The following is a 23,848-nucleotide window of genomic DNA, read 5'->3' as shown; positions in this document are numbered from 1 at the left end:
CGGAATCCCGCCGCGCCCGTGGCCCTGACTCCGCCCCATGACGAGGACGCACCGGCGGACGACCGACCTCCGGCCGAACGCTTCACCCTCCGCGAGGCGCTGTTCCAACGTCGACTGCGGTTGTCCGCCCTGATCGGAATGCTCGTCGCCGCCCTGGTGATCGGAGCGGTGGGCGCGGTCATCGGCGTCCTGGCGGCGAATCGCCTCCCGGCTGCGGTGATCGACCCCGATGCGACCCTCACCGCGGTTGATCCCGGCGTTGTCCGGGAGCCCGGATCGGTGTCCGAGATCGCCGCACGCGTGACCCCGGCGGTCGTCTCGCTGGAGATCCGGGCCGGGGACACCGGCGACACCGGCTCCGGCGTGGTCATCGATCCGGCCGGCTACGTGCTGACCAACAACCACGTGATCTCGTCGGCGGCGACCAACCCGTCCGCGCAGTTGACGGTGGTGTTCGCCGACGCGGCGGGCACCCGGGTGCCCGGGACCATCGTCGGCCGCGATCCGCTCACGGATCTCGCCGTCGTCAAGGTGGACGTCAGCAATCCGACGGTCGCCCAGCTCGGGGACTCCGACGCACTGGCGGTCGGCGATCCGGTGATCGCGATCGGTTCGCCCCTCGGACTGGCCGGAACCGTCACCACCGGGATCGTGTCCGCCAAGAACCGCCCGGTGAAGCTGTCCGGTGGCGGGTCGGACACCGACGCCGTCATCGACGCGATCCAGACCGATGCCGCGGTGAACCCGGGCAACTCCGGGGGGCCGCTGGTCGACGCCTCCGGTGCCGTCGTCGGGATCAACTCGGCGATCCGCACTCTCGGCGGCGAGTCCAGCGGGTCGATCGGTCTCGGTTTCGCCATCCCGATGAACTTCGCCCGCGGTATCGCCGAACAGCTCATCCGGACCGGGTCGGTCCAGCACGCGACCATGGGGGTCAACGCCCGATCGGCCACCGACGGCGTCACCGACGGTGCGCAGGTGCAGAACGTGCAGGCCGGGGGCCCGGCAGCGGCGGCCGGTATCGCCGAAGGCGACATCATCACCAAGGTCGGCGACCGCACGGTCGGCAACGCCAACGAGCTGATCGTTGCCGAACGGGCCCAGGCGGTCGGCGCGACCGTCCCGGTGACCCTTCTACGGGCGGGGCGCGAGGCCACGGTGAACGTCACGATGGCTGCGGTCTGACCGGAGTTCCTGATGCGCCGCCGGTCGCAGGTAGCCTGACGGAGCCGGCGGCGTGACCGACGAGTGCGCCGTCGAGACGGGGAGGTGGCCGGGTCCGTGTTCGGTCTGTCCTGGACCCAGATCGGGATCATCGTCGTGATCGGCGTTTTCCTGCTGGGCCCCGAGCGCATCCCCACCGCGGTCACCTGGGTGACCAGCACCCTGCGCAAGGTGCGCGGCATGGCCGTCGGCGCCCAGGCCGAGCTCCGTAAGGAAATCGGGCCGGAGATGGAAGAACTGCGGCGGCAGATCGCCGAACTGCAGTCGCTGAAGGAGATCCAGGAACTGCGGGAGCTCCGCGACCTGCACCCCAAGCGCATCATCGGGCGGAACCTGCTGGGCGAGGAGTTCTCCGGCGGGGTCAGCGGTTTCCTCGGGCTGAAGGATCAGCCGAACAGTGCGCAGCAGCCGCCCCCCGGGACCGGTGCGACGAGCGGTCGCGACGGGCTGATCAAGCCGGTGTCCGCGGTGCCGACCGCCGCCGCTGCCCCGTCGGCCCCCGCATCCGGCGCCACGCCGCCCGACGGCGCGACCGCCACCCGCGCGCCATCGGCCCCGCCGCCCTTCGATCCGGACGGCACCTGAGCGACCCGCGAACCGGTCAGCGTCGTGCGGCCGGGGAGATGCCCAGAGAGACGCCGGCCAGCGGACGCGCCCGCGCCGCCAACGCTGCCGCCACCTGCCGGAGCGCGTCGGTCGCCGGGCTGCTTCCCTCCGCCGCCACCACCGGCACACCGGCGTCCCCGGCGGTGCGGACGCCCACTTCCAGAGGAATCCGGCCGAGCACGGGAACATCGGTCCCGGTCAGCCGGCTGAGCGATGCCGCCACGGTGTCGCCGCCGCCGGTGCCGAAGACGTCCAGGGTGCTGCCGTCGGGCAGCACCAGCGCTGCCATGTTCTCGACGACCCCGACGACCCGCTGACGGGTCTGCAGGGCGATCGCCCCGGCCCGCTCGGCGACCTCGGCGGCCGCCGCCTGCGGGGTGGTCACCACCAGCAGTTCGGCGGTGGGGATGAGCTGCGCGGTCGAGATGGCGATGTCTCCGGTACCGGGCGGCAGGTCGAGGAGCAGCACATCCAGGTCGCCCCAGAACACGTCGGCCAGGAACTGCTGCAGGGCACGGTGCAGCATGGGCCCGCGCCAGACGACGGGGGTGTTGCCGTCGACGAACATGCCGACACTGATCACCTTCACCCCGTTGGCCTGCGGCGGCAGGATCATGTCGCCGACCCGGGTCGGACGGCCGGTCACGCCGAGCATCCGGGGGACGGAGAAGCCGTAGACGTCCGCGTCGAGCACCCCGACGGCCAGGCCGCGGGCGGCCAGTGCGGCCGCCAGGTTGACGGTGACGGTGGACTTGCCGACCCCGCCCTTTCCGGAGGCGACCGCGTACACCCGGGTCCGCGATTCCGGCCTGGCGAACGGGATCTCCCGGCCGGGGCCGCCCCGGAGCTTCTCCCGCAGAGCGGTGCGCTGGTCATCCGTCATCACGCCGAGGGTCAGGCGCAGGTCGGTCACCCCGGGAACGCCTCGCACGGCGGCGGTGACGTCGTTGACCAGCGTGTCGCGCAGGGGACAGGCGGCGATGGTCAACAGGACGGTCAGATCGACGCCGCCGCGCTCGTCGACGGCCAGGTCGGCGACCATGTCGAGTTCGGTGATGGGCCGGCGGATCTCGGGGTCCTTGACCGTGGCCAGCGCGGCGCGTACGCCGGCGACGTCCGGGAGGGGACCGGCGGAACCGGGAACAGACATCGATACCTTTTTCACGTGGATGACGAGGTGTCCGGTCCGGACCTGCGCCACGGACCGACTCCTTCACGGTACTGCCCGGTCCCCGTCCGGAACGCAAACCGGCAGGACGACGGCGGGGCGATCGGCCGCTGATCCGCAGTGCTCCGATCACCGGTTCCCATGCATCGCACATCCGTCCGTGCCATCGTGAAATGGTCAGTCATGAAGGGAGTGGTCCGCCGTGACCTCACCGATCAGCTTTCGGAGCGCCGCCACCGCGGTTCCCAGCCTTCCGACTCCGCCGACCGGGTTCGCCGTCGCTGCCTATCCGACCTACGCGCAGGCCCAGGGCGCGGTCGAGTACCTGATCAAGAACGAGTTCTCCATCCAGGACGTGACCATCGTCGGGTCCGATCTGCAGCTGGTGGAGCGGGTCATCGGCCGGTTGACGGCCGGCAAGCTGGCCGCCGCGGGCGCTGCATCCGGCGCCTGGATGGGCTTGTTCGTCGGTCTGCTGATGGGCTTCTTCGCGCCCGTCCAGGGTGGTGTCTTGGTCCTGATGCTGGTGTCGGTGCTGATCGGCGCGGCCTTCGGCGCGGTCATGGGGTACCTGGGGTATTCGGTGGCCAAGGGCCGCCGGGACTTCACCTCGGCCTCCCAGGTCGTCGCCCGTCGCTACGACGTGCTGTGCGAGCCGCGCTCGGCGGAGCAGGCGCGTGACCTGCTCACCCGCATGGAACTCGGTCAGCGCGGCTGACGCCCGCACCTCGTGTCACCGAACCCCGTCGGCCTGGCCGGCGGGGTTCGCTGCGTCAGCCCGGGGCGTGGGTCAGAGCCAGCCCTTCCGGCGCAACACGACGTACAGCAGCGTGCAGATGGTGACGATCAGGCCCAGCGCCATCGGGTAGCCGTACGTCCAGGTCAGCTCGGGCATGTTCTCGAAGTTCATCCCGTAGATGCCGGCGATGGCGGTGGGGATCAGCGCGATCGCGGCCCAGGCCGAGATCTTCCGCATGTCCTCGTTCTGCCGGGTGGTGACCTCGGTCAGTGCGGCGTTGATCAGGGTCGTCAGCAGTTCGTCGGCCGTGTTGACCTGTTCGCGCACTCCGGACAGATGGTCCTCGACGTCGGAGAAGTATTCCCGGATGCCGGCGGGCAACAACGGATGCGGGGTGTGGGACAGCACGTGCAGCGGGTTGGCCAGTGGTGCGACCGACCGGCGCAGCTGCAGCACCTGCTGCTTGAGCCGGTAGATCTCCTCGATGTCGATGGCCCGGTCCGGGTTGAAGACGGCGTTCTCGGCCTCGTCGATGTCGTCTTCCAGCGCGGCGATCACCTCGACGTACCGGTCGACGACGTTGTCGGCGATGGCGTGCAGGACGGAGACCGGGCCCAGGGCCAGCTGGTCGGGATGGGACTCGAGCCGGGCGCGCAGCGTCCCGAGGGCCTGGTGCTCGCCGTGCCGCACGGTGATGACGAACCTGCGGCCGAGGAAGACCATGACCTCCCCGGTCTCCACCACCTCCGCCGTCCGGTCCGGCTGGTCGGGTTCGCGGAACGTGACCGTCTTGAAGACCATGAACAGGTATTCGCGGTACCGGTCGAGCTTGGGCCGCTGGTAGGCGTGGACGGCGTCCTCGACGGCCAGCTCATGCAGACCGAACTGGCGGGCCACGGCGGCCATCTCGTCGGGTTCCGGTTCGAAAAGGCCCAGCCAGACGAACCCGCTGTCCGCCTCGCCGACCGCGTGCTTCGCCGCGTCGGTCGACGGGTCGCAGGCCACTCGGCGGCCGTCGATGTACGCGGCGCAGTCGACCAGAGCGGACTCCCGGGACACGGCGGCCCGGTCGTCGGTATCGACACCCGACGGGAGGGGCGGACGGACGCGACCCAGGCCCTGACGTACCCGCAGTGACGGCAACACGACGACCTCCTCCTGACCCCTTCGATGCCGAGCGTCGCGGAGTCGCGACGGTTCCGAGGGCCCGCCGGACCATAGTCCGCACCTTCGGGTGTCGGGCGACGGCGAGGTGGCCGGTCGGTGAACGCCGCGCGTGTGTGTGTCCGTCCCACCCCGGTGGGTAGGCGAAGATGGACCGCGATGCGCATCGACCTGCACACCCATTCCACGGCGTCGGACGGCACCGACAGTCCGGCCGAGCTGATGGCCGCCGCCGTCGCGTCCGGTCTCGACGTCATCGCCATCACCGATCACGACAACACGGGTGGGTGGGCGCCGGCCCTCGCGGCCCGTCCGGCCGAGTTGGCCGTCATCCGGGGAGCCGAGTTCTCGACCCTCATCCCGGGCGGTGGCCGGCTGGTCAGCGTGCACCTGCTGGGCTATCTGTTCGACCCGGCGGCGCCGGCGATCGTGGCCGAGCAGGCGCGGTTGCGGGACGAACGCCTGCACCGGGGCATGGGAATCGTCGATCGTATGGTGGCGGCGGGCGTCCCCATCTCCCGCCAGCAGGTCATGGAGATCGCCGGGGACGCCCCGGTGGGTCGACCGCATATCGGTCGGGCCCTGGTCGCCTCGGGCGTGGTCGCCTCGGTCGACGAGGCGTTCGCCTCGTACCTGGCCGGGCGCAGCCAGTTCTACGTCCCCAAGGCCGACACCGACCTCATCTCGGCCGTGGACATGATCGCCGCGGCGGGCGGGGTCAGCGTCATCGCCCACCCCCGGGGGCGGGGCGAGTTCCGGGCCCTGGATTTCGACACCGTCGCCATGCTGGTCGATCACGGCCTGGGCGGACTGGAGGTCGACCACCCCGACCACGACGACGCCGCGCGGGCCGAACTGGGTTCCTTCGTCGAGCGGCTGGGCCTGATCGCCACGGGGTCTTCGGACTACCACGGCACGAACAAGGTGCTGCGGCTCGGCCAGGAGACGACACGGGAGGAACAACTGGGCCGGATCCTGGCGGCATCGAGCGGGGTGGTGGCCCCGGTCGGACCGGGCGGCTCGCTCTGGTGATGGCCGGCTCGGTGTGCCGCGTCGACGAGTCGTCGCCCCGTCGACCCGCCGCGGTGCGGTGGATCGACGGCCTGGCGGGGCTGCTGACGGCCGGAATGCTGGTGGTCGGCGCGGTGTGGCTGGTCGGACGTCTGTTGGCGCCGTCGTTCGTCCCGGCCGCCGGGGCGGCCGGCGGCTCAGGGCCCTGGTGGGGGATCGGCCTACACCTGCTGGTCGGGGCTCTCGGTGAGTTCGCGCTGCGACGCCGGTCGAATCGCCGCGCAGGGCCGCGTCTGGTCGTCGACCTGGCGGTGATCGCGACAGTGGCCGCGGTGCTCTGGTTCGTCTGGGGCCGCTGAGCAGCCCTGCGGTCAGCTCAGGCCGACGACCTGGTCCCCACGGGTCTCGACGACCACGTCGCCGACGGCGCTCACGTCCACCCGCCCGGCCCAGCCGCCCCGGTCGACGGACAGCAGTGGCCGACTCGGATCGTCAAGGCCGTCCGACCGGGTCACCGGCTGCAGACCGGCGGCCACCGGCACCAGGAGCTGGTCGGGGTAGACGGCCGGCAGCCCGGTCACGTCGGCATGGACCCACCCGGCCTGCAGGTCGGACACGGTCACCGTGCTGGGCGCGAGCGCTTCGCTGGTGGGCACGGTCGACCCGGGCGCCGGGGTGAGTGTGCCGGCCGGGCTGGTCGACGTGGCGGGCGCGGTCCGTTGACTCGATGCGGTGGTGACCTCGAGGAGACTGCTGCCGATCAGCGAGTACCGCTGGGCGCCGGCGCGAACCGCCGGGGTCGGGACGACCCGGCCGTCGACCAATCGGTCGGCGGTGGCGATCGCGGCGGCGGGCACCGTGACGTCCGCGCGTGACTGGACCTGACCGGACGTGTCGTAGACGACCACCTCGGCGCCATCGCTCTTCGGCAAGAGCACGGCCACCGAATCGGCGGTGATGCCGACGATCCGGGCGAACTGCGCGCCGGTATCGATGGTCGCCCGGGGCGTGTGCTTGAAGACGTCCTGGTCGGCCGGCTTGTCCGGGGCGGAACCGGGGTCCGCCCAGTTGATGACGACCTGGGCGTAGGTGGAGTCGGTGCAGTGTTCGACGGTGGCGAACTGCCGGTCGGCCACGGCGAGGTCGGTGAAGACGCACCCCAGGCGCTGGGCGTTGGGCTTGGTGGGGGCGGGTTCGTCGCCGTACTGGATGGTGCGGACGAGGTCGTCGCGCCACAATTCGGTCAGCGTGGGGCCGACCCAGCCGGCGTACGGACCACCGAAGACCAGAGCACCCCCCGGCTGGTCGGGGCTGGTGCGGACGTAGTGCCGCTCACCGGTGTCCGGGTCGAGCAACATGACCTGCGAGCACCACCCGCCCTCCTCCGAGACGACCATCACGCCGCGGACCACCCCGCGCCGGGTCACCCCGGGGGCGTCCACGTCGCCGGAGCCGACCGCGCACAACGGCAGATTGCTGCGGCCGTAGGACCAGCGCAGGGCACCCGTGGTGGCGTCGTGGCCGTAGACGGTGGTGGTGTCGGCGGTGACGACGACCCCATACGGGGAGGCGACCGCCCCGAGGGCCGGGTCGGTGGTCAACGTCCAGCGTTCGGCCAGGGCAGCAGGCGGGGCGGCGGCCGTGGACGGCGCCGGGACCGCCGGGCCGGTCGCGTCGGTGGTGGCCCGTCCGTCGCTGGTCAGATAGATCAGCAGCCCGGCGACCAGGACGACGACGGCGATGCCCGCCGCGATGATCCGATCCCGCCGGCGGCGGGCGATTGGACTCTGACGGGCAGGGTCGATGCGCCGTCCCCCGGTGACACTCACCCGGCGAGCCTACGCAGCACGATGGCCGCCTCCGGGGAGGCGGCCATCGTCAGTCCAGGGCACTGCTGTGGGGTGAGGTCAGGACGACGCGCCCTCACCGCCGGCCACGGTGGCCGCGGCTTCGCCGCCACCGCCACGGGTGCGCCGCCGGGGGCGACGCCGGCGGGCCGGCGCAGCGCCGTCCGCCGCGGGGGCGTGGCCGTCGGTCGCCGGCGCGGTGGTGGCGTCGACGGCGGCACCGTCGGCGTGGGCCGCGTCGGAACCGCCCGCGCTCCGGCGGGTGCGGCGGCGACGGGGTTCGCGGGACTCGCTGCTGTCACCGTCGGTGGCGGCACCGTGGGTGCGGGTGCGCTCGCGGCTGGGACCCCGTCCGCCGTCCCGACCGTCCCGACCGGCCGGGGCGGCCTTGCGCCGCCGACCACCGGTCTCGCCGAGGTCCTCGATCTGCTCGGCGTCCAGACCCGCCCGGGTGCGCTGGCCGCGCGGCAACCGGCCGGTGACCCCTTCGGCGATACCGAGGTCGGCGTACAGGTGCGGGCTGGTCGAGTAGGTCTCGACCGGTTCGGCCTGGTCGAGCTTGAGCGCGTCGTTGATGAGGGCCCAGCGGGGGATGTCGTCCCAGTCGATGAACGAGACGGCGACACCGGTGCGTCCGGCCCGGCCGGTCCGTCCGATGCGGTGCACGTAGGTCTTCTCGTCCTCGGGGCACTGGTAGTTGACGACGTGGGTGACGTCGTCGATGTCGATGCCCCGCGCGGCGACGTCAGTGGCGACCAGGACGTCGATCTTGCCCGACCGGAAGGCGCGCAGGGCCTGCTCGCGGGCCCCCTGACCGAGGTCGCCGTGCACGGCGGCGGCGGCGAAGCCCCGCTCGGCGAGTTCCTCGGCGACCTTGGCGGCGGTGCGCTTGGTGCGGGTGAAGACCATCGTCAGTCCACGACCGTCGGCCTGGAGCACGCGGGCGAGCATCTCGACCTTGTCGAGCGCGTGGGCCCGGTAGACGAACTGCGTGGTGCTCGAGTGGGTAGCGCCCTCGGCGGGCAGTTCGGCCCGGATGTGGGTGGGCTGGGTCATGAACGTGCGGGCCAGCGTGATGATCGGGCCGGGCATGGTGGCCGAGAACAGCATCGTCTGCTTGCTGTCCGGCACCAGTTCCAAGACCCGCTCGATGTCCGGCAGGAAGCCCAGGTCGAGCATCTCGTCGGCCTCGTCCAGGACCAGCACCTGGATGCCGCCGAGCACCAGGGAGCCGCTCTTGGCCAGGTCGAGCAGTCGCCCGGGGGTGCCGACCACGACGTCGACGCCGTTCTGCAGGGCCGCGACCTGCGGCTCGTAGGCCCGGCCGCCGTAGACGGCGGTCACGGTCAGGCCGACGTGCTTGGCCGCCTGGTGCAGGTCGCGGGTGACCTGCACACAGAGCTCACGGGTGGGGACCATGACCAGCGCACGCGGGGCCCGGCCCGCCGCCAGCTCGGTGCCGGTGAGCCGCTGCAGCAGCGGCACGCCGAAGCCGAGGGTCTTGCCCATGCCGGTGCGGGCCTGGCCGATGAGGTCGCTGCCGCCGAGGGCGATCGGCAGGGTGAGGGCCTGGATGGCGAACGTGCGCTCGATGCCGACCTCGCCGAGGGCTCGCACGATGCGGTCGTCCACGCCGAGTTCGGCGAACAGCGGGGCTTCGGGGGTGACCGGCGCGGCGGCGGTCAACGGATGGGAGATCGCGGCGTCGTCCGGGTCGATCGCGGCGTCGGCGATCACGCCGTCCGGGTCGGTGGCCGCGGTGTCGGTCGGCGGGGTCGACTCGGTGGTGTCGGGGTGCAGGGTCACGGAATGCCTTTCGCGTCCGCGCGCGTTCTTCGCAGTCGGCGGAGGGGCACGCCCGGGAGGCCGGGACCACCTGGGCCCTGCGGCGGTGCAGGGAGGGTCCCGTGCCGGGCGGCCCGCGACCGGAGGGGTCCGGTACGTCTCGCGGATGACGCGCGCACAAGTGTGTCAGCGGCAGCGGCGGCCGTGCGGTCCAGGAGGACTAACAGTGCCGCTGTGCTGGTGATGACGGTGGGCGACGTGCCGGTGGCGATGTTCGTGCGGTGGTCTTCCGAGCGGTCCGCCGAGGGTCTCGGCCGATCTCTCCGGTGACGGGCCGCGATGGACTGCGCCGTTCGGTGGCCCGGAAGTGCCGGCCACGCACACCTTCATGTCGCTTGGAAGCCCATTCTACCTGGTCGACCTGGCCGACCGGTGGCAACCGGGGCGCCACGGCCCGTCGAACGGGTCACGTCGGACCCGACCCCGCGCCTGGCGACCGGGGGAGCGCCCGGTCCGACCGCCCCGGCCCGGGCCCGGTGCGTCCGCGGGAAGTAGGCTCGGTCCGTTCACGAACCGCAGGCAAGGACGGTGGCGGATGTCGGAGGTGGGTGCCGGAACTGCGGCGCCGCAGGAACGGACCGGCCGCATCCCGGTTCCGTCGGATGCGGCGGTGGTCGACCTGCTCGGGGTGCTCGCCTATGGCGAGCTGTCGGCGTTCGATCGGATGGCCGCGGACGCCCGGTACGCGCCGACGATGGCTGGACGCGTCGCGTTGTCGCAGATGGCGGTGGCGGAGATGGGGCACTTCCGTGCCCTGGCCCGGCACCTGGACGACTTCGGGGTCGCGGTCGAGGACGCGATGACGCCGTTCGTCGCCGCGTTCGACGCGTTCCACGACTCGACGGCCCCGCATTCCTGGCTGGAGTCGCTGGTCAAGGCGCACGTCGGCGACGGTCTGGCCGCCGATTTCTACCGGGAGATCGCGGAGTGGCTCGATCCGGTCACCCGTGACCTGGTCTTCGAGGTCCTCGGCGATTCCGGGCATTCGGCGTTCGCGGTCCGTGAGGTGCGCAAGGCCTGCCAGCGGGATTCGCGGGTCGCCGGGCCGCTGGCCCTGTGGGGCCGCCGGCTGCTGGGCGAGGCCCTGACGCAGGCCCAGTACGTCGTCGCCGAGCGCGACACCCTGGCCGAACTCATCGTCACCGGCTCGGGCGACCTGGCCGGGATCGCCGCGTTGTTCCGTCGCCTGCAGATGGGGCACGCCGAACGGATGAAGTCGCTGGGTCTGGCCTGAGGGCCGGTCGGCCGGCGACGGTGCGCGGCGGACACCGCGTGTCATCGCCCGGCCACATGTCCACGTTACGGTCGGGCGCCCGCGGTGAGGGGCGGGATCGGCGGGGCGCACGTCCGGTGCGGTCCGCAGTGCTGATCCCGACGGCGCGGCCAGGAGAGGGAGAGCCCGGATGTGCGGACTGAGTGGCGAGATCCGGTTCGACGGAGAGCGCCCGGACACCGAAGCCCTGGCCGAATGCTCGGCCTGCATGAAGGCCCGGGGGCCGGACGGGGCGGGCCTGTGGCACGAGGGTCCGGTCGCGTTGGCTCATCGCCGGCTGGCCATCATCGACCTGTCGGACAGCGGCGCTCAGCCGATGATCGACCCGGAACTGCGCCTGGCCACGGTGTTCAACGGGTGCATCTACAACTACCGCGAGCTGCGCGCGGAGCTGCAGGGCTACGGCTACCGCTTCCATTCCAGCTCCGACACCGAGGTGGTGGCCAAGGCCTGGCACCGCTGGGGCGTCGAGTGTGTCGACCACTTCTTCGGGATGTTCGCGTTCGCGGTCTACGAGCGGGATTCCGGTCGCCTGGTGCTGGGCCGGGACCGGCTGGGCATCAAACCGCTGTACCTGGTGGAGGAGCCGGGGCGGTTGCGGTTCGCCTCCACCCTGCCTGCGCTGCTGGCCGGGGCGCGGCGGGCGGGGGACATCGACACGTCGATCGACCTGGTGGCGTTGCACCACTACATGACCTTCCACGCCGTGGTGCCGGCTCCGCGCACCATCCTGGCCGGGGTGCGCAAGCTGCCTCCCGCGACGATCCGGGTCTACGAGGCCGACGGCCGGGTCGCCCGGGAACGGGTCTACTGGTCTCCCCGGCACGAACGCCTGGCCCGGTACTCCGGGCTGTCGGTGGCCGACTGGGAGGACCTGGTCCTGGAGACGCTGCAGCGGGCGGTGCAGCGGCGGATGGTGGCGGACGTCCCGGTCGGTGTGCTGTTGTCCGGCGGTATCGACTCGTCGATCATCGTCGCCCTGCTGGCCGATGCCGGGCAGCACGGTTTGCAGACGTTCAGCATCGGATTCGAGCGGGTGGGTGACACCGAGGGCGACGAGTTCGAGTTCTCGGATCTGGTGGCCAAGACGTTCGACACCGATCACCACCGCATCCTGATGCCGTCGTCGGTGGTGCTGGATGGTCTGGACGGGGCGGTCGGCGCGATGTCGGAGCCGATGGTCAGCCACGACTGCATCGCGTTCTATTTGCTGTCGCAACAGGTGTCGCAGTACCTCACCGTCGTGCAGTCCGGTCAGGGCGCCGACGAACTGCTGGCCGGCTACGGCTGGTATCCGCCGCTGGCCAGTGTCGCGCCCGAGCAGGCGTTCCGGGTCTACCGCGAACACTTCTTCGACCGGGATCACGAGACGCTGGCCGGCATCCTGCAGCCGCAGTGGCTGGCCCCGCTGGCCGACCCCGGCGACCGGTTCTCCGATCCGAGCGCGACGTTCGTCCGCGAGCATCTGGAACAGCCGGGGGCGACCACGGCGCTCGACCGGGTGCTGCGGTTGGACTCGCAGATCATGCTGGTCGACGATCCGGTCAAGCGGGTCGACAACATGACGATGGCCTGGGGTCTCGAGGCCCGCACCCCGTTCCTGGACCACGAGTTCGCGGAGGTGGCGGCGGCCTGCCCGCCGGAGCACAAGCTGGCCCACGGGGGCAAGGGAGTCCTCAAGGAGGCCTCCCGGCGGGTGCTGCCCAACGCGGTGATCGACCGCCGGAAGGGCCACTTCCCGGTGCCGGCGATCATCAACCTGCAGGGTCCCTACCTGGAACGGGTCCGCGAGGCACTGACCGACCCGGCGGCCAGGCAGCGTGGCCTGTTCCGTCCGGAGTACGTCGACCGGCTGCTCGCCGACCCCAACAGCCACCGGACCACGCTGGGGTCCAACCAGTTGTGGCAGCTCGGACTGCTGGAGATGTGGTTGCAGCGCAACGTGATCGGGGGCGGTCGGTGACGGGCGGTTCGACCCGGCAGTCGGAGCGCCCCACCCCGCGAGCAGTCCCGACGGCGCCCGCGGACCCCTTCGTCGATCTGACGCCGCCGGACGACCCGGGGTATGCGACGGCACTCCCGGCGGTCGATCAGATCTCCGGGGTCGCCGGGTCGTGGTGTCCGGCCATCTCGCCCGACGGCACCCGTCTGGCCTACGTCACCGACCGCAGCGGGCTGCCGCGGCTGGAGATCGCTCCGTTGTCCATCCGCCCCGGACCGGGTCGTCTGGTGTCGCTGCCGGACCAGGAGGTCGTGTCGGTGGCCTGGTCGCCGGACGGCGCGTGGCTGGCCTATCTGGTGTCGCCGTCCGGGCTCATCCGCTCGGAACTGCACGCGATCCGGCCCGACGGCTCCGACCACCGCGTCTTGGCCGGAACCGGTGAGTGGGAAACGGTTTTCGCCGGCGGATGGACGGGACGTCCGCACACGTACGCGTTCTCGCTGGCCGATGGCCGCGGCCCGAACGCCGACATCTGCCTGGTGGACGTGGTCACGGGCGAGATCCGCCGCGTGCTGGACGGTGGATTCCTGGCTCTGACGTCGATGTCGGGTGACGGACGCCGACTGCTGGCCCGCACCGGCCCCCGCGGGCACCGCCACCTGCTGTTGGCCGACCTGGACAGCCCGTTCGGCGGCTTCGACGACCTGACCGCGGGAGCCGACCGGGAACTCGCCCGCCGGGCCACCGCCCGGGACGCGACGGAGGGGGCGGGGCCCACCGTCGTGCTGGACGTGACCGCCGGTACCCGGGCCCGGCGGCTGCTGGCCGCCGACTTCCCCGACTGTGACGGCGATGTCAGCGAGGACGGCCGGTTCGCCCCGGACGGACGATCGGCGCACCTGCGCGTGCTGGGTGGACGGGAGCGGTGGGCGCTCGGCCGGGTCGACCTGTTCCCCGACGGGAGCGTCGGCCCGCTCCGGGTGGTGGCCGCCCGGGCGGACGCCGACCTGGACTCGTACGCGGTCAGCGCCCGAGCTTCCGCCGGTGCGATCGACGACCCGGTGCAGAACGTCGACATCGCGACCCTGTTCTGGAACGTGGGCGGCGCGAGCGTGCTCGAACGTCGGGCCCTGCCCCGAGCGGGGAACCACGACGAGCCCATCGCGGCCGCGACGGTCGGCGCCCCGGGGGACCTGGTCGACCTGGGTGCGAAGGTGGTCCCCGGGTGGTCGTTGCTCGGCAACGGCCGCGCGGCGATCCTCGAGGTGACCGCCCCGACGAGTCCCCGGCGGCTGCATCATCTGCACCTGTTGGCCCCGGGGCGCACCCGCGGGCTGGTGCCGGTCCCGTCTCCGGTGGCCGGGCCCCCGGAGCCCGTCCTGCCCGAGGGGCTCGTGGAGCCGCGGTCCGTGACCTACCCGGCCGCGGACGGTGGCTCGGTCCAGGCCTGGCTCTACCGACCGGACGGCGCCGCCGGTCCCGGGGCGGCGGTGGTCCTGTTGCACGGGGGGCCGGAAAGCCAGGAACGGCCGGCGTTCTCGATCCTGGCCCAGTCGCTCTGCGCGGTCGGATTGACCGTCATCGCGCCCAACGTCCGTGGGTCGTCCGGGTTCGGCCGGTCGTTCATGGCCGCGGACGATCTCGATCGCCGGGAGACGTCGTTCCAGGACGTGCCGGCCACCGTCGACTACCTGGTGGGCGCCGGACTGGCCGCTCCCCACCGGATCGGTGTGCACGGGTGGTCGTACGGGGGGTACCTGGCCCTCATCGCGCTGACCCGGTGGCCGGGCCTGTTCGCCTGCGGTTCCAGCCACGCGGGGATGAGCCACCTCGCGGGGTTCTTCGCCGAGACCGAGACCTGGATGGCCGCGGCGTCGGTGACCGAGTACGGGGACCCCCGGACGGATCCCGCGATGCTCAGCGCGTTGTCGCCGCTGGTGCGATTCACGGCGGACATGGCCCCGACCCTCCTGCTGCACGGCGAACAGGACACCAACGTCCCGGTGGGGGAGTCCCGCCGGGCCTACGAACGGTTGCTGGCGGTGGGGGCGACGGCGTCGATGCTGCTGCTTCCCGGACAGGGCCACACCATCGTGGAACGCGATGCGCGCATCGCCCTGACCCGAGGAGTGACGTCGTGGCATCACCGATGGACGCGGTGAACACCGCCGTCGGCGTGACCGGGGGAGCATCATCCCCGGGCGGGTCGCCGGCGGCCGGCGACCTGTTGGCCGGCTACCCGGTCGTGCCGCTCGACGAGGCGGTCGACGACCGGGGTGCGGTACGAGCGCCCTACCAGCCGATCGTGCAGGCCCTGCAGTCCACCGGCCTCGATGGGATACGCGCGGCCGCGGCCGATCTCGACCGTCACCGGGCCGCGTCCGGGATCACCTTCATCGCCGATGTCGACGGTGAGCTGGTGGAGCAGCCGTTCCCGTTGGACCCGGTGCCGCGCTTGCTGTCGGCGGCGGACTGGTCGGCCATCGAGACCGGCGTGCGGCAGCGTACCCGGGCGCTGAACGCGTTCCTGGCCGACGTGTACGCCGTGGACCGGGGCCGGCCGGACGCCGGCGACGGCGAGCAGGCGGACATCGTCCGCGCCGGTCTGATGCCGGCGACGGTGATCTCCTCCTGCCCCGGCTACCTGCCGGCCGCGGCCGACCTGGCGCCCGGCCGGGCCGCCCGGGCGACGGTCCTGGGTTTCGATCTCGTGCACGGACCCGACGGCACCTGGCGTGTACTGGAGGACAACCTGCGGGTGCCGTCAGGGCTGGGGTACGCCGTCGCCAACCGGCGCACGGCAGCGGCCACCCTGCCCATGCTGCACCCGTGGCCCGGACTGCGGTCGCCGGAGGAGGTCGGAACCGCCCTGCTCACCGCGCTGCAGGCCGCCCGACCGCCGCGCTGTCCCCGGGATGTCGCCGAGGTGGCCGTCCTGTCCGACGGGCCCGCCAATTCCGCGTGGTTCGAGCACCGACTGCTCGCCGAACTGATGGGCGTGCCGGTCGTCACCCCGGCCGATCTGCACGGTGACGACCACGGGGTGCGGGCCACCGTGGACGGGCAGTCGCGACCGATCGACGTCCTCTACCGCCGCTTGGGCGACGACGAGATCGCAGTCGTTCCCGACGATCCGGCTGTCGTGGCCCTGTCGGCCGCCACCCGCGAGCTGCTGGTGACGGCCGCCCGGGCCGGGACGCTCGCGCTGGCCAACGCCCCCGGGACGGGTGTCGCCGACGACAAGGCGCTCTACGCCTTCGTCCCGACGATGATCCACTTTTACCTGGGGGAGAACCCCGCCATCGCGGACGTCGGCACGTGGGTGCTGTCGGATCCGGCGCAGTACGCCGGGGTGCGTGACCGGCTGGCCGAGCTGGTGGTCAAACCGGTCGACGGGTCCGGCGGAGCGGGGGTGATGATCGGGCCGGAGATGACGGCGGCCGACCACCGACGCATGCGCCGGGTGGTCGACGCCGCACCGGAACGCTTCATCGCCCAGGAGGTCATCCGGTTCTCGACCCATCCGACGGTGCGGTCGGAGGGGCTGCGACCCCGGCACGTGGACCTGCGGGTCTTCGCCCTCGACGGCTCGGTGGCCGCCGGGCCGGGTGACGGACCGCCCGACGGTGCCGCCATCGTGGTCCCGCCGGTGGCGCTCAGTCGGGTCGCACTGGAGTCCGAGGGCCTGGTGGTGAACTCCTCGCGCGGCGGCGGTTCGAAGGACACCTGGTTGATCGCCGACCGGTGACGGCCGGTCGTCACCCCTGATCGCCCGGTTCGGTCGGACCCGGCGGCATAGTCGGTCCGGACCCGATCGGCGGGAACGGCGCATCCGCCGATCGGTGGACACGCGGTTCCCCCGCGCTCTCGGCCGGGCGGTGGACACTCTCCCGGACTCGCCGGCGGCAGAGTTCTCCTCAGCGCGCTCACCAGCGCCACCGGCGCCCACCAGGCACCGGGACACCACAGCCACCACTGTCGGGTCCGAGGAGGAGCCATGATCACCCAACACTTGCCGGTCAGGCCGCAGGTTGCCGAGATGTCCCCGGCAGCCGGGGTTCTCGTTCCCCGTCAGATGGCGACGACCGCGCCGGGGCCGGTCGCGGACCTGTTGACGGTGGGACGCTGGTGCCAGGCCGGTCGACCGTCGTCGAGGGGTGGCGGTCGCCGGCTGGAGTGCGCCATGACCGACCGGAGCGTCACCATCTACGAGGTGCTGCCGCCGCGCGAGGGGTGCCCGGGGCGTGAGTCGTGGCGTCGGGACGCCATCGCCCGGCTGCGCTTCGAGGACGAGTCGGGCAGCTGGTCGTTGCACTGGCCGTCGGGTCGGCAGTTCCGTCGGGACCCGGAGATCGCCGAGACCACCGACGTGCGGGTCCTGCTGTCGGTCGTGGACTCCGAGCCCTGCGCGGCCTGAGACCTGCCGGTGCGGTCGAGGGGTCCGCCACCGGTCTGCCGTCACCGGCCCGCTCGATCGTGGTGTGGCTGTCCGCACCGTGACCGGGCGGGCTTCCGGCTGTCAGGTATCAGAGCGTCCCGCGAGAGTTCTGGGTGTCCGACGATCCGACCCCAGGCCCACGGAAGCGCAGGAACGGTCATGAGCGCAGCAGTTCTCGCATCGCACCGCCACCCCACCCACCCGGCGGACAACCGTGGTCCGATGACCTCCGGTCTGGACGGCGACTGGGTGGTGGACGGGGCGGCGTCCCGGGTGGCCTTCTCGGGTCGGGTCTCTCGTTTCCTCTCCACGGTGGCGGCCCGGTTCCCCGACGTGAGCGGGGCACTGACCATCGACGTCGCGGCCGGAACCGTCGACATCGGAGTCGATATCGCAGTCGCGACGGTCACGTCGGGCAATCCGGTATGGGACGAGTTGATCGACACGGCCGACCCGTTCGCGGCGACCGCTCATCCGGTGGCCCGCTTTCGCGGGGGCGCCGACGGTCTGGGCGTGGCGCAGTCAGGGGCCGGGGTGGCGGCGATCAGCGGCGAGCTGGCTCTCCGGGGGATCGTCCGGCCGCTGGCGTTGACCGCGCGGTGGATGCCGCAGCGGGCGGGCCTGCGCATCGTCGCCGAGGGCGAGGTGGACCGCGACGACTACGGATTGCGGGTGGACGTCCCGGGCCTGTCCCGGTTGATGCCGCAGCGGATGACGGTGACGATCGAGATGCTGGTCGTTCCGGCCTGAGCCGACCCGCCGTTCAGTAGTCCTCGAACGCCGGTAGATCTTCCCAGCCCGGATAGGTCGTCTCCCAGATCCGCCTGATCCGCCCGTCGGCGGTGTATTCGGCGATGAGCACGACCTCGATGCGGGTGGGCTCCTCCTGGGGACGGGCCGTCGTGATCCACACCCGGGCGGCCACGGTCCGTCGGCGGTCGTCCTGGACCCAGGCCTGTTCGTCGTACTCCACCCGGTAGGTGATCGGGGTGTCGTAGACCGTCCGGTGTCCGCGGGAGAACGCTTCGTAGTCCTGCACCTGGCCGTTGGTGAACAGCTGCAGCGACGGGTCGTAGTACCGCTCGATGAGGGTCGCGTCCTTGCCCTCAACCATCCGCGAGAACATCTCCCGCAGCAGTGCGATCGTCATGCCGAGAGACTAGGTCGGTCGATGAGGCCCCGACCGGCCGTCGTGATCAGGTCTGCTCTTTCGGGCACCACCAGGTGGTCCGGCCGCCGACCGTCCCGGTCACCATCTCCGCCCCGCAGCGGGGGCACCGCTGGCCGGCCTTGCGGAACGGGATGATCTCGCCGGTGTGCACCCCGCCGCGGTCGAGTGCGTCACCCAGAGCATCCTGCAGGGCCACGGCCAGTCGGTCCAACTCGCGGGCGGTCAGGGTGTCCACGGCTCGACCGGGTCCGATCCGGGCGCGCCAGAGGGCCTCGTCGGCCAGCAGGTTGCCGACACCGGCCAGCACGGACTGGTCGAGCAGGCGTGCCTTGATCGGCGCGGTGCTGACCCGGCGGCCGGCGGTGACGGTGCGGCGGAAGGCCGACGGGTCGAGGTCCAGGGCATCGGGCCCGAGGGCGTCGATGTCGGGGTCGAGCCGGACCCGCGAGAGCCGGCGCGGGTCGAGCAGTCGCATCGCCCCGCCGTCGTCGAAGGTCACCGCGAACCGCTGGTACGCCCCCCGGTCGGCGAAACCCTCGCGGTCGGGGCGGTAGTCGCCCCCCACCAGCCGCCGGGCGATCCGGGGGTGGCCGGCGGCCGTCTCGTCGAGGGTGTGTGCGGGGTCGGCCGGACCGGAGATCACGACGATGCCGCTCATCCCGAGATGCAGGCCGAGGTCGACACCGTCCTGCGGGTCGTCGCTACGGCCGGAGGTGTTGAGCCACAACGACTTTCCGCGGCGATGGGCGGCCGTCAAGCGGCGTCCGACCAAGGCGGACCGCAGGGCGCCCGGGCCGAGCGGGCGGGTGACCCACTCGTCGTGGTCGTCCACATCGGTGATGGTGCGCCCGAGCGCCCCCTCGGACAGGACACGGCGGGCGGATTCCACCTCGGGCAGTTCGGGCACGGCGGCGACGGTACCCGCCGGCCGGCCGGCCGTGGTTACGGTGGGCCGATGGGTGACGGCGAGGTCTTCGTCAAACGTCGGACGGGTGCGCCTGCGGGCTTCTTCGAGTGGGAGGCCGCCGGACTGCGCTGGTTGGCCGAGCCGGCCGGCGGCCCGACGGTCGTCGAGGTCCGCGCGGTCACCCCCGGCTCCATCACGCTCACCCGGCTCGATCCGGTGCGGCCGGACCGTTCGGCGGCCGAGCGCTTCGGTCGTCACCTGGCCGCTCTGCACGCAGCCGGAGCGGACGCGTTCGGTGCGCCGCCCCCGGAATGGCGGGATCCGACCGGGTGGATCGGGCGGCAGAGCCTGCCGCTCGGTCGGTGGGATCGCTGGGGCGCGTTCTACGCGACCGCCCGGCTCCTGCCCTACGTGCGCGCCGCGGTCGACAACGGCAACCTCGGCCGGGACGGGGCCACGGTCGTCGAGCGGGTGTGCGATCGACTGGCGGCCGGCGAATTCGACGACGACCGCCCCCCGGCCCGCATCCACGGTGACCTGTGGGGCGGCAATCTCCTCTATGCCGGGTCCGGTCGGCCGGGGGACATGGTGCAGGCCGTGCTCATCGACCCGGCCGCCCACGGCGGGCACGGTCAGACCGATCTGGCGATGCTCGAGCTCTTCGGCACGCCACATCTGGAGGTGCTGGCGGGGGCGTATGCGCAGGCGGCCGGACTGCCGTCGGACTGGGCGTCGCGGACCGGTCTGCACCAACTCCATCCACTGCTGGTCCATGCGGTCAGTCACGGCCCGAGTTACGCGCAGGAGGCGGTCGCGGTGGCGCGCCGTTACGCCTGAGGTCGGTGACGGGTCAGGCGGACGCCGGCGGTGCGGACCGCCCGTTCTGTTCGCGGCCGGCGTCGGTCGCCGAGCTGTCTGCGGGGGAGCCCAGGAGTTCGCCGGTGCTGGCCAGGTGTTCGGCGACCTCGCGGAGCTTGCGGTGCCGGCTCTGCGACACCCGGGTCATCAGCACGAAAGCGTCGTCGGCACTGAGCTTGTGGCGTTCCATCAGAATGCCCTTGGCCTGTCCGATGACGTCCCGCGACGCCAGGGCCAGGCGCAGGTTCGCTTCCGTACGGGCACTCACCAGAGCGGTGCCCGCATGGATGGCCAACGGGACGGCGGCCGCCTCGGACTCCGGTCCGAAGGCGTCGAGCTCGGCGGCGTACAGGTTGAGCGCGCCCACGGTGCCGTGATCGCTGAACATCCGGACGGCGAGCATGGATCGCACCCCGTACTCCCGGGCGCGCGACCCGAAGGTCGGCCACCGGGGGTCGGTCTGCAGATCGGTGGAGACCACCACATCGGCATCGGAGACGGCGCTCAGGCACGGTCCCTCGCGCATGGCGTACTGCAGGGAGTCGACCGCGGTGACCACCGGTCCGCTGGCGGCCAGCGTCCGGGCACCCTCGCGGTCCGTCACGGTGACCCCGGCCCACCGGGCTCCGGGCACCTCGCCGACGGCTACCGCGACCACCCGTTCCAGAACGGCCGCGACGTCGGGCTGCCGATGCAGGTCCGACGCCAACCGTGCGAACTCGGTCGGGTCGGGACCACTTCCCGCTGCCATCAGTCCCCTCGGGCTGCCGCAGCGGGGATGGGCATGTCGGTATGGAAGGACACTGGTCGCACTTTTACCCCGGGGGTCGCCTTCCCGGGGGTCCGGTGGCTTTTGACCGGCGCACGAGAAGCCTGACGAACTTACCCCAGTCGCTGAGCGGGTCACCGCCGCCACGCCTAGTCGCCCGAGCTTGCGAGGGCGCCGGAAGGCACAGGAGAGCGTGTCTCGCCGTATGTGCGAGACACGCCTAACCTGGCGTCGACACCGTCGTCGGGGAAGGGACTGTCGTATGGGTAAGGCCGAGTACACCGAGGTGGCGCCGGAGGAGATCGGTCTGTCGGCCCGGGCTCTGGCGAACATCGATCGTCTGCAGGAGCAGTACCTGGCGGACGACATACACCAGGGCGCTGTCGTACTGGTGGCCCGGCACGGCAAGGTCGGCTATTTCAAGGCTTTCGGCAAGGCCGATGAGAACGTGCCCATGCAGACCGATTCCATCTTCCGGCTGGCCTCGATGTCCAAGGTGGTCGCCGCGGTGGCGGTGCTGCAGTTGTGGGAGCAGGGTCGGCTGGCGTTGCATGCGCCGATCTCCGATCATCTGCCGGAGTTCGCGGACATGAAGGTCGCCGTGGTGCGGGACTGGCAGGAGGTTCATCTGGAGACCGCGGCTCGGCCCATCACCGCCCACCACCTGCTGACCATGACGGCCGGCATGACCAACACCTGGTGGCACGGGCTTTTCGAGCCGCCGATCTACCACGTGGTGCCCAAGCTGTACGCCGAGGCCGGCCTGATGGATGACCTGAACGCACCGCCGATCACGCTGGAACAGAACGTCAAGCTGCTGGCCTCCCTGCCGTTGATCGCCCACCCGGGCGAGGCCTTCGACTACTCCAACAACTCCGTCGACACCCTGTGTCGGCTGGTCGAGGTCATCTCCGGGCAGGACTTCGACAGTTACCTGCGGGAGAACGTTTTCGAGCCGCTAGGTATGCAGGAGACCTGGTTCTTCCCGCCGGCCGAGGAGCGCCACCGGATCGCTGCCGTCTACTGGGCCGGTCGCGACGAGAAGCAGGTCGGGACGTCGCCGTTGGGACTGGGCAACCTGGGGCCGGACTACACGTTCAGCGAGCACCAGACGTACTTCAGCGGCGCCGGGGGTCTGCACGGCACGACGGCCGACTACTTCCGGTTCGCTCAGATGCTGCTCAACAACGGTGAGCTCGACGGCGTGCGCGTGCTGAGCCGGGCCGCGGTGCGCCTGATGACCACCAACCAGATCGGGGACCTCCGCAACTGGCAGCTGACGCAGAACAAGTGGGGCTATCAGGTCGACATCCAGGAGGGTGAGAACGCGCCCGCGGGGTCTTTGCACTACCTCGGTGGTCCGGGGGCCTACAGCTGGCAGGGCTTCTTCTCGACGAAGTTCGTTAACAACCCGGCCCTGGACACCGTCATTCTGACGATGAGCACCCCCGGGTTCGACGGGGCACTGCCGCAGAACCTGCGGATCGTCGCGGCGGCCACCGCGGCGGTGGTCGACTGACCGTCCGGTAGGCCGGCTCCGGGTGGTGCGACGACCGCGCCCCCGGGGTCGGCCCCGAAAGGCGTTGAGCCGCCGTCGTTCCCCCGGGCAGACCCGTCGGAGAGGAAGACCCGTGAACGTCCCCAGTGGCGACCCGAAGGCCGCGCGATCGATCACCCTCCGGGGCCTGGCGTTCGCGGACGACGAGTTCGACGGACAGTTCCTGCGCGCGCTGGACCTGATACCGGCCGGTGGCGCCGACGTCGGCGAATGCTTCGTCACGGCCCGTCGCATCTGTCCGGGCGATCGCGACAGTTGGTACGCCGAATGGTCAGCCCTGGCCGAACGCGTCCACGCCATCGCCGAACGGTGCGAGCGGGACGGCCACCTGGTCAGCGCGTTCGAGGGGTACCTGCGGGCCAGTACCTACTTCCGCCAGGCGGCCCTGTTCGGGTTCCGGCCGCCGCTGGACGAGCGCTTCGTGGCCGCCTACCGCCGGCAACGCGCCGCGTTCCAGCGGGCCTGGGCACTGCCGGCTCCCAGGGCGGGTGGAACACGCCTCGAGATCGTCGAGATCCCCTACGAGTCAACGGCTTTGGAGGGATACTACGTCGTTCCGGGTGGCGCCGGCCCGTTCCCGGTCGTGGTCGCGGTCGACGGATACGACGGCACGAAGGAGGAGACCTGGTTCGGTGCGGTGGCCGCCCTCCGCCGTGGCTATGCCGTGCTGCTGGTCGACGGTCCCGGGCAGGGCGGTGCACTGGTCGAGCAGGGGCTGGTGTTCCGGCCGGACTGGGAGGCCGTGGTGACCCCGCAGATCGACTGGTTGCTGGAGCGCTCCGAGATCGACCCCACCCGGGTCGTCCTCGTCGGCCGCAGCTGGGGCGGCTACCTGGCGCCCCGGGCGGCCACCGCCGAGCACCGGGTGGCGGCGGTCATCGCGGACGCCGCCCAGTACGCGCCGGGGGCCGGGGCGGCCTCTCTGCTGCCCCCGGAATACCGGGACCAGTTGCACACCGGCGATCCGGCCGTCCTCAACCGGGTTTTGACCGAACGGATGCAGCAGGACGGTGCTGTCGACTTCACCCTCAATCGGGGCATGCTCACTCATGGTCTCTCGACCCCGCTGGACTATCTGCGGGCGTCCGCGCCGTACACGATCGACGGCCTGGCCGACCGCATCAGCTGTCCGGTTTTGGTCTGCAGCGGTGAGAACGATGTCCGCGGCGGGGCCGGTCAGGCGCTCGTCGACGCGGTGACCACCGACAAACAGTTCATCCTCTTCACGAACGCCGAGGGTGCCGGGGAGCACTGCGAGGCGGGCGCGGCGTCGCTCTTCGGTCAGCGGGTGTTCGACTGGCTGGACGAGACGCTCGCCCGCCGCTGAC

General features: G+C 71.8%; 21 protein-coding genes. 14 read left to right on the top strand and 7 right to left on the bottom strand.

The genetic code is table 11. The features are described 5' to 3' along the window. Positions 1-18: 18 nt before the first annotated feature. Both FDO65_RS05200 and FDO65_RS05195 read left to right on the top strand, forming a co-directional pair. Positions 19-1,185 carry a S1C family serine protease gene (locus FDO65_RS05200; protein WP_240757432.1) on the top strand — a complete coding sequence of 389 codons (1,167 nt, stop codon included), beginning with the start codon at positions 19-21 and terminating at the stop codon, positions 1,183-1,185. A gap of 96 nt (positions 1,186-1,281) precedes the next feature. Beyond that, positions 1,282-1,809 carry a twin-arginine translocase TatA/TatE family subunit gene (locus FDO65_RS05195; protein ID WP_137448347.1) on the top strand — a complete coding sequence of 176 codons (528 nt, stop codon included), beginning with the start codon at positions 1,282-1,284 and terminating at the stop codon, positions 1,807-1,809. A 16-nt stretch (positions 1,810-1,825) separates the two neighbouring features. Here the strand turns inward: FDO65_RS05195 and FDO65_RS05190 are convergent, their stop codons facing one another. After that, entirely contained in the window at positions 1,826-2,980 is a 1,155-nt protein-coding gene (locus FDO65_RS05190) for a P-loop NTPase (protein ID WP_137448346.1), read from the bottom strand. 220 nt (positions 2,981-3,200) lie between these two features. Here FDO65_RS05190 and FDO65_RS05185 point away from each other — a divergent pair, with 220 nt between their 5' ends. Continuing rightward, positions 3,201-3,716: a YflT domain-containing protein gene (locus FDO65_RS05185; RefSeq protein WP_137448345.1), complete on the top strand. Its 516-nt coding sequence runs from the start codon at positions 3,201-3,203 to the stop codon at positions 3,714-3,716. Between the two features lie 72 nt (positions 3,717-3,788). On the opposite strand, the gene corA is transcribed toward FDO65_RS05185, so the two are convergent. Beyond that, positions 3,789-4,880 (bottom strand): magnesium/cobalt transporter CorA, encoded by a 1,092-nt coding sequence (gene corA / locus FDO65_RS05180; RefSeq protein ID WP_420847517.1) that lies wholly within the window; start codon positions 4,878-4,880, stop codon positions 3,789-3,791. Between the two features lie 180 nt (positions 4,881-5,060). On the opposite strand from corA, the gene FDO65_RS05175 reads away from it, so the two are divergent. Both FDO65_RS05175 and FDO65_RS05170 read left to right on the top strand, forming a co-directional pair. After that, complete coding sequence (locus FDO65_RS05175; RefSeq protein ID WP_137448343.1) at positions 5,061-5,933, top strand: PHP domain-containing protein; 873 nt, start codon at positions 5,061-5,063, stop codon at positions 5,931-5,933. Further along, on the top strand, positions 5,933-6,271 hold the full coding sequence (locus tag FDO65_RS05170; protein ID WP_137448342.1) for a hypothetical protein: 339 nt from the start codon (positions 5,933-5,935) through the stop codon (positions 6,269-6,271). The genes FDO65_RS05175 and FDO65_RS05170 overlap by 1 nt, the downstream gene beginning before the upstream one ends. A gap of 12 nt (positions 6,272-6,283) precedes the next feature. On the opposite strand, the gene FDO65_RS05165 is transcribed toward FDO65_RS05170, so the two are convergent. Beyond that, positions 6,284-7,741: an Rv3212 family protein gene (locus tag FDO65_RS05165; RefSeq protein ID WP_137448341.1), complete on the bottom strand. Its 1,458-nt coding sequence runs from the start codon at positions 7,739-7,741 to the stop codon at positions 6,284-6,286. A gap of 78 nt (positions 7,742-7,819) precedes the next feature. Next, complete coding sequence (locus tag FDO65_RS05160) at positions 7,820-9,565, bottom strand: DEAD/DEAH box helicase (protein WP_166442039.1); 1,746 nt, start codon at positions 9,563-9,565, stop codon at positions 7,820-7,822. A 574-nt stretch (positions 9,566-10,139) separates the two neighbouring features. Here FDO65_RS05160 and FDO65_RS05155 point away from each other — a divergent pair. The 6 genes from FDO65_RS05155 (at position 10,140) to FDO65_RS05130 (ending at position 18,007) form a co-directional block, all read left to right on the top strand. Next, positions 10,140-10,838: a ferritin-like fold-containing protein gene (locus tag FDO65_RS05155; RefSeq protein ID WP_240757430.1), complete on the top strand. Its 699-nt coding sequence runs from the start codon at positions 10,140-10,142 to the stop codon at positions 10,836-10,838. Between the two features lie 169 nt (positions 10,839-11,007). Continuing rightward, the gene (locus FDO65_RS05150) at positions 11,008-12,840 is read left to right on the top strand and encodes an N-acetylglutaminylglutamine amidotransferase (RefSeq protein ID WP_137448340.1); all 1,833 of its coding nucleotides are present in this window, start codon (positions 11,008-11,010) and stop codon (positions 12,838-12,840) included. After that, positions 12,837-14,981 carry an alpha/beta hydrolase family protein gene (locus tag FDO65_RS05145; RefSeq protein ID WP_166442038.1) on the top strand — a complete coding sequence of 715 codons (2,145 nt, stop codon included), beginning with the start codon at positions 12,837-12,839 and terminating at the stop codon, positions 14,979-14,981. The genes FDO65_RS05150 and FDO65_RS05145 overlap by 4 nt, the downstream gene beginning before the upstream one ends. Then, a complete protein-coding gene (locus FDO65_RS05140) occupies positions 14,957-16,567 on the top strand; it encodes a circularly permuted type 2 ATP-grasp protein (RefSeq protein WP_205849789.1) in 1,611 nt (536 codons plus the stop codon). Before FDO65_RS05145 ends, FDO65_RS05140 begins: the two co-directional genes overlap by 25 nt. Positions 16,568-16,816: 249 nt before the next feature. Then, a complete protein-coding gene (locus FDO65_RS23380; RefSeq protein ID WP_137448338.1) occupies positions 16,817-17,236 on the top strand; it encodes a DUF3024 domain-containing protein in 420 nt (139 codons plus the stop codon). Positions 17,237-17,416: 180 nt separating this feature from the next. Further along, a complete protein-coding gene (locus tag FDO65_RS05130) occupies positions 17,417-18,007 on the top strand; it encodes a YceI family protein (RefSeq protein WP_137448337.1) in 591 nt (196 codons plus the stop codon). Between the two features lie 13 nt (positions 18,008-18,020). On the opposite strand, the gene FDO65_RS05125 is transcribed toward FDO65_RS05130, so the two are convergent. Both FDO65_RS05125 and FDO65_RS05120 read right to left on the bottom strand, forming a co-directional pair. Further along, positions 18,021-18,407 carry a nuclear transport factor 2 family protein gene (locus FDO65_RS05125; RefSeq protein ID WP_137448336.1) on the bottom strand — a complete coding sequence of 129 codons (387 nt, stop codon included), beginning with the start codon at positions 18,405-18,407 and terminating at the stop codon, positions 18,021-18,023. 46 nt (positions 18,408-18,453) lie between these two features. After that, on the bottom strand, positions 18,454-19,335 hold the full coding sequence (locus FDO65_RS05120; protein WP_137448335.1) for an Fpg/Nei family DNA glycosylase: 882 nt from the start codon (positions 19,333-19,335) through the stop codon (positions 18,454-18,456). A gap of 48 nt (positions 19,336-19,383) precedes the next feature. Here FDO65_RS05120 and FDO65_RS05115 point away from each other — a divergent pair, with 48 nt between their 5' ends. Then, positions 19,384-20,172: a fructosamine kinase family protein gene (locus tag FDO65_RS05115; RefSeq protein WP_137448334.1), complete on the top strand. Its 789-nt coding sequence runs from the start codon at positions 19,384-19,386 to the stop codon at positions 20,170-20,172. A 13-nt stretch (positions 20,173-20,185) separates the two neighbouring features. Here the strand turns inward: FDO65_RS05115 and FDO65_RS05110 are convergent, their stop codons facing one another. After that, on the bottom strand, positions 20,186-20,944 hold the full coding sequence (locus FDO65_RS05110) for a GAF and ANTAR domain-containing protein (RefSeq protein WP_166442036.1): 759 nt from the start codon (positions 20,942-20,944) through the stop codon (positions 20,186-20,188). Between the two features lie 280 nt (positions 20,945-21,224). Here FDO65_RS05110 and FDO65_RS05105 point away from each other — a divergent pair, with 280 nt between their 5' ends. Together FDO65_RS05105 and FDO65_RS05100 are read left to right on the top strand one after the other, a co-directional pair. After that, the gene (locus FDO65_RS05105; protein ID WP_137448332.1) at positions 21,225-22,481 is read left to right on the top strand and encodes a serine hydrolase domain-containing protein; all 1,257 of its coding nucleotides are present in this window, start codon (positions 21,225-21,227) and stop codon (positions 22,479-22,481) included. Positions 22,482-22,593: 112 nt separating this feature from the next. Continuing rightward, on the top strand, positions 22,594-23,847 hold the full coding sequence (locus tag FDO65_RS05100; protein WP_166442035.1) for an alpha/beta hydrolase family protein: 1,254 nt from the start codon (positions 22,594-22,596) through the stop codon (positions 23,845-23,847). Position 23,848 lies beyond the last annotated feature (1 nt).

Origin of the sequence: Nakamurella flava, from assembly GCF_005298075.1 — a bacterium.
GTDB lineage: Bacteria > Actinomycetota > Actinomycetes > Mycobacteriales > Nakamurellaceae > Nakamurella > Nakamurella flava.
The sequence above is the reverse complement of the archived record's forward strand: the minus strand, read 5'-3'. Positions and strand labels throughout refer to the sequence as shown.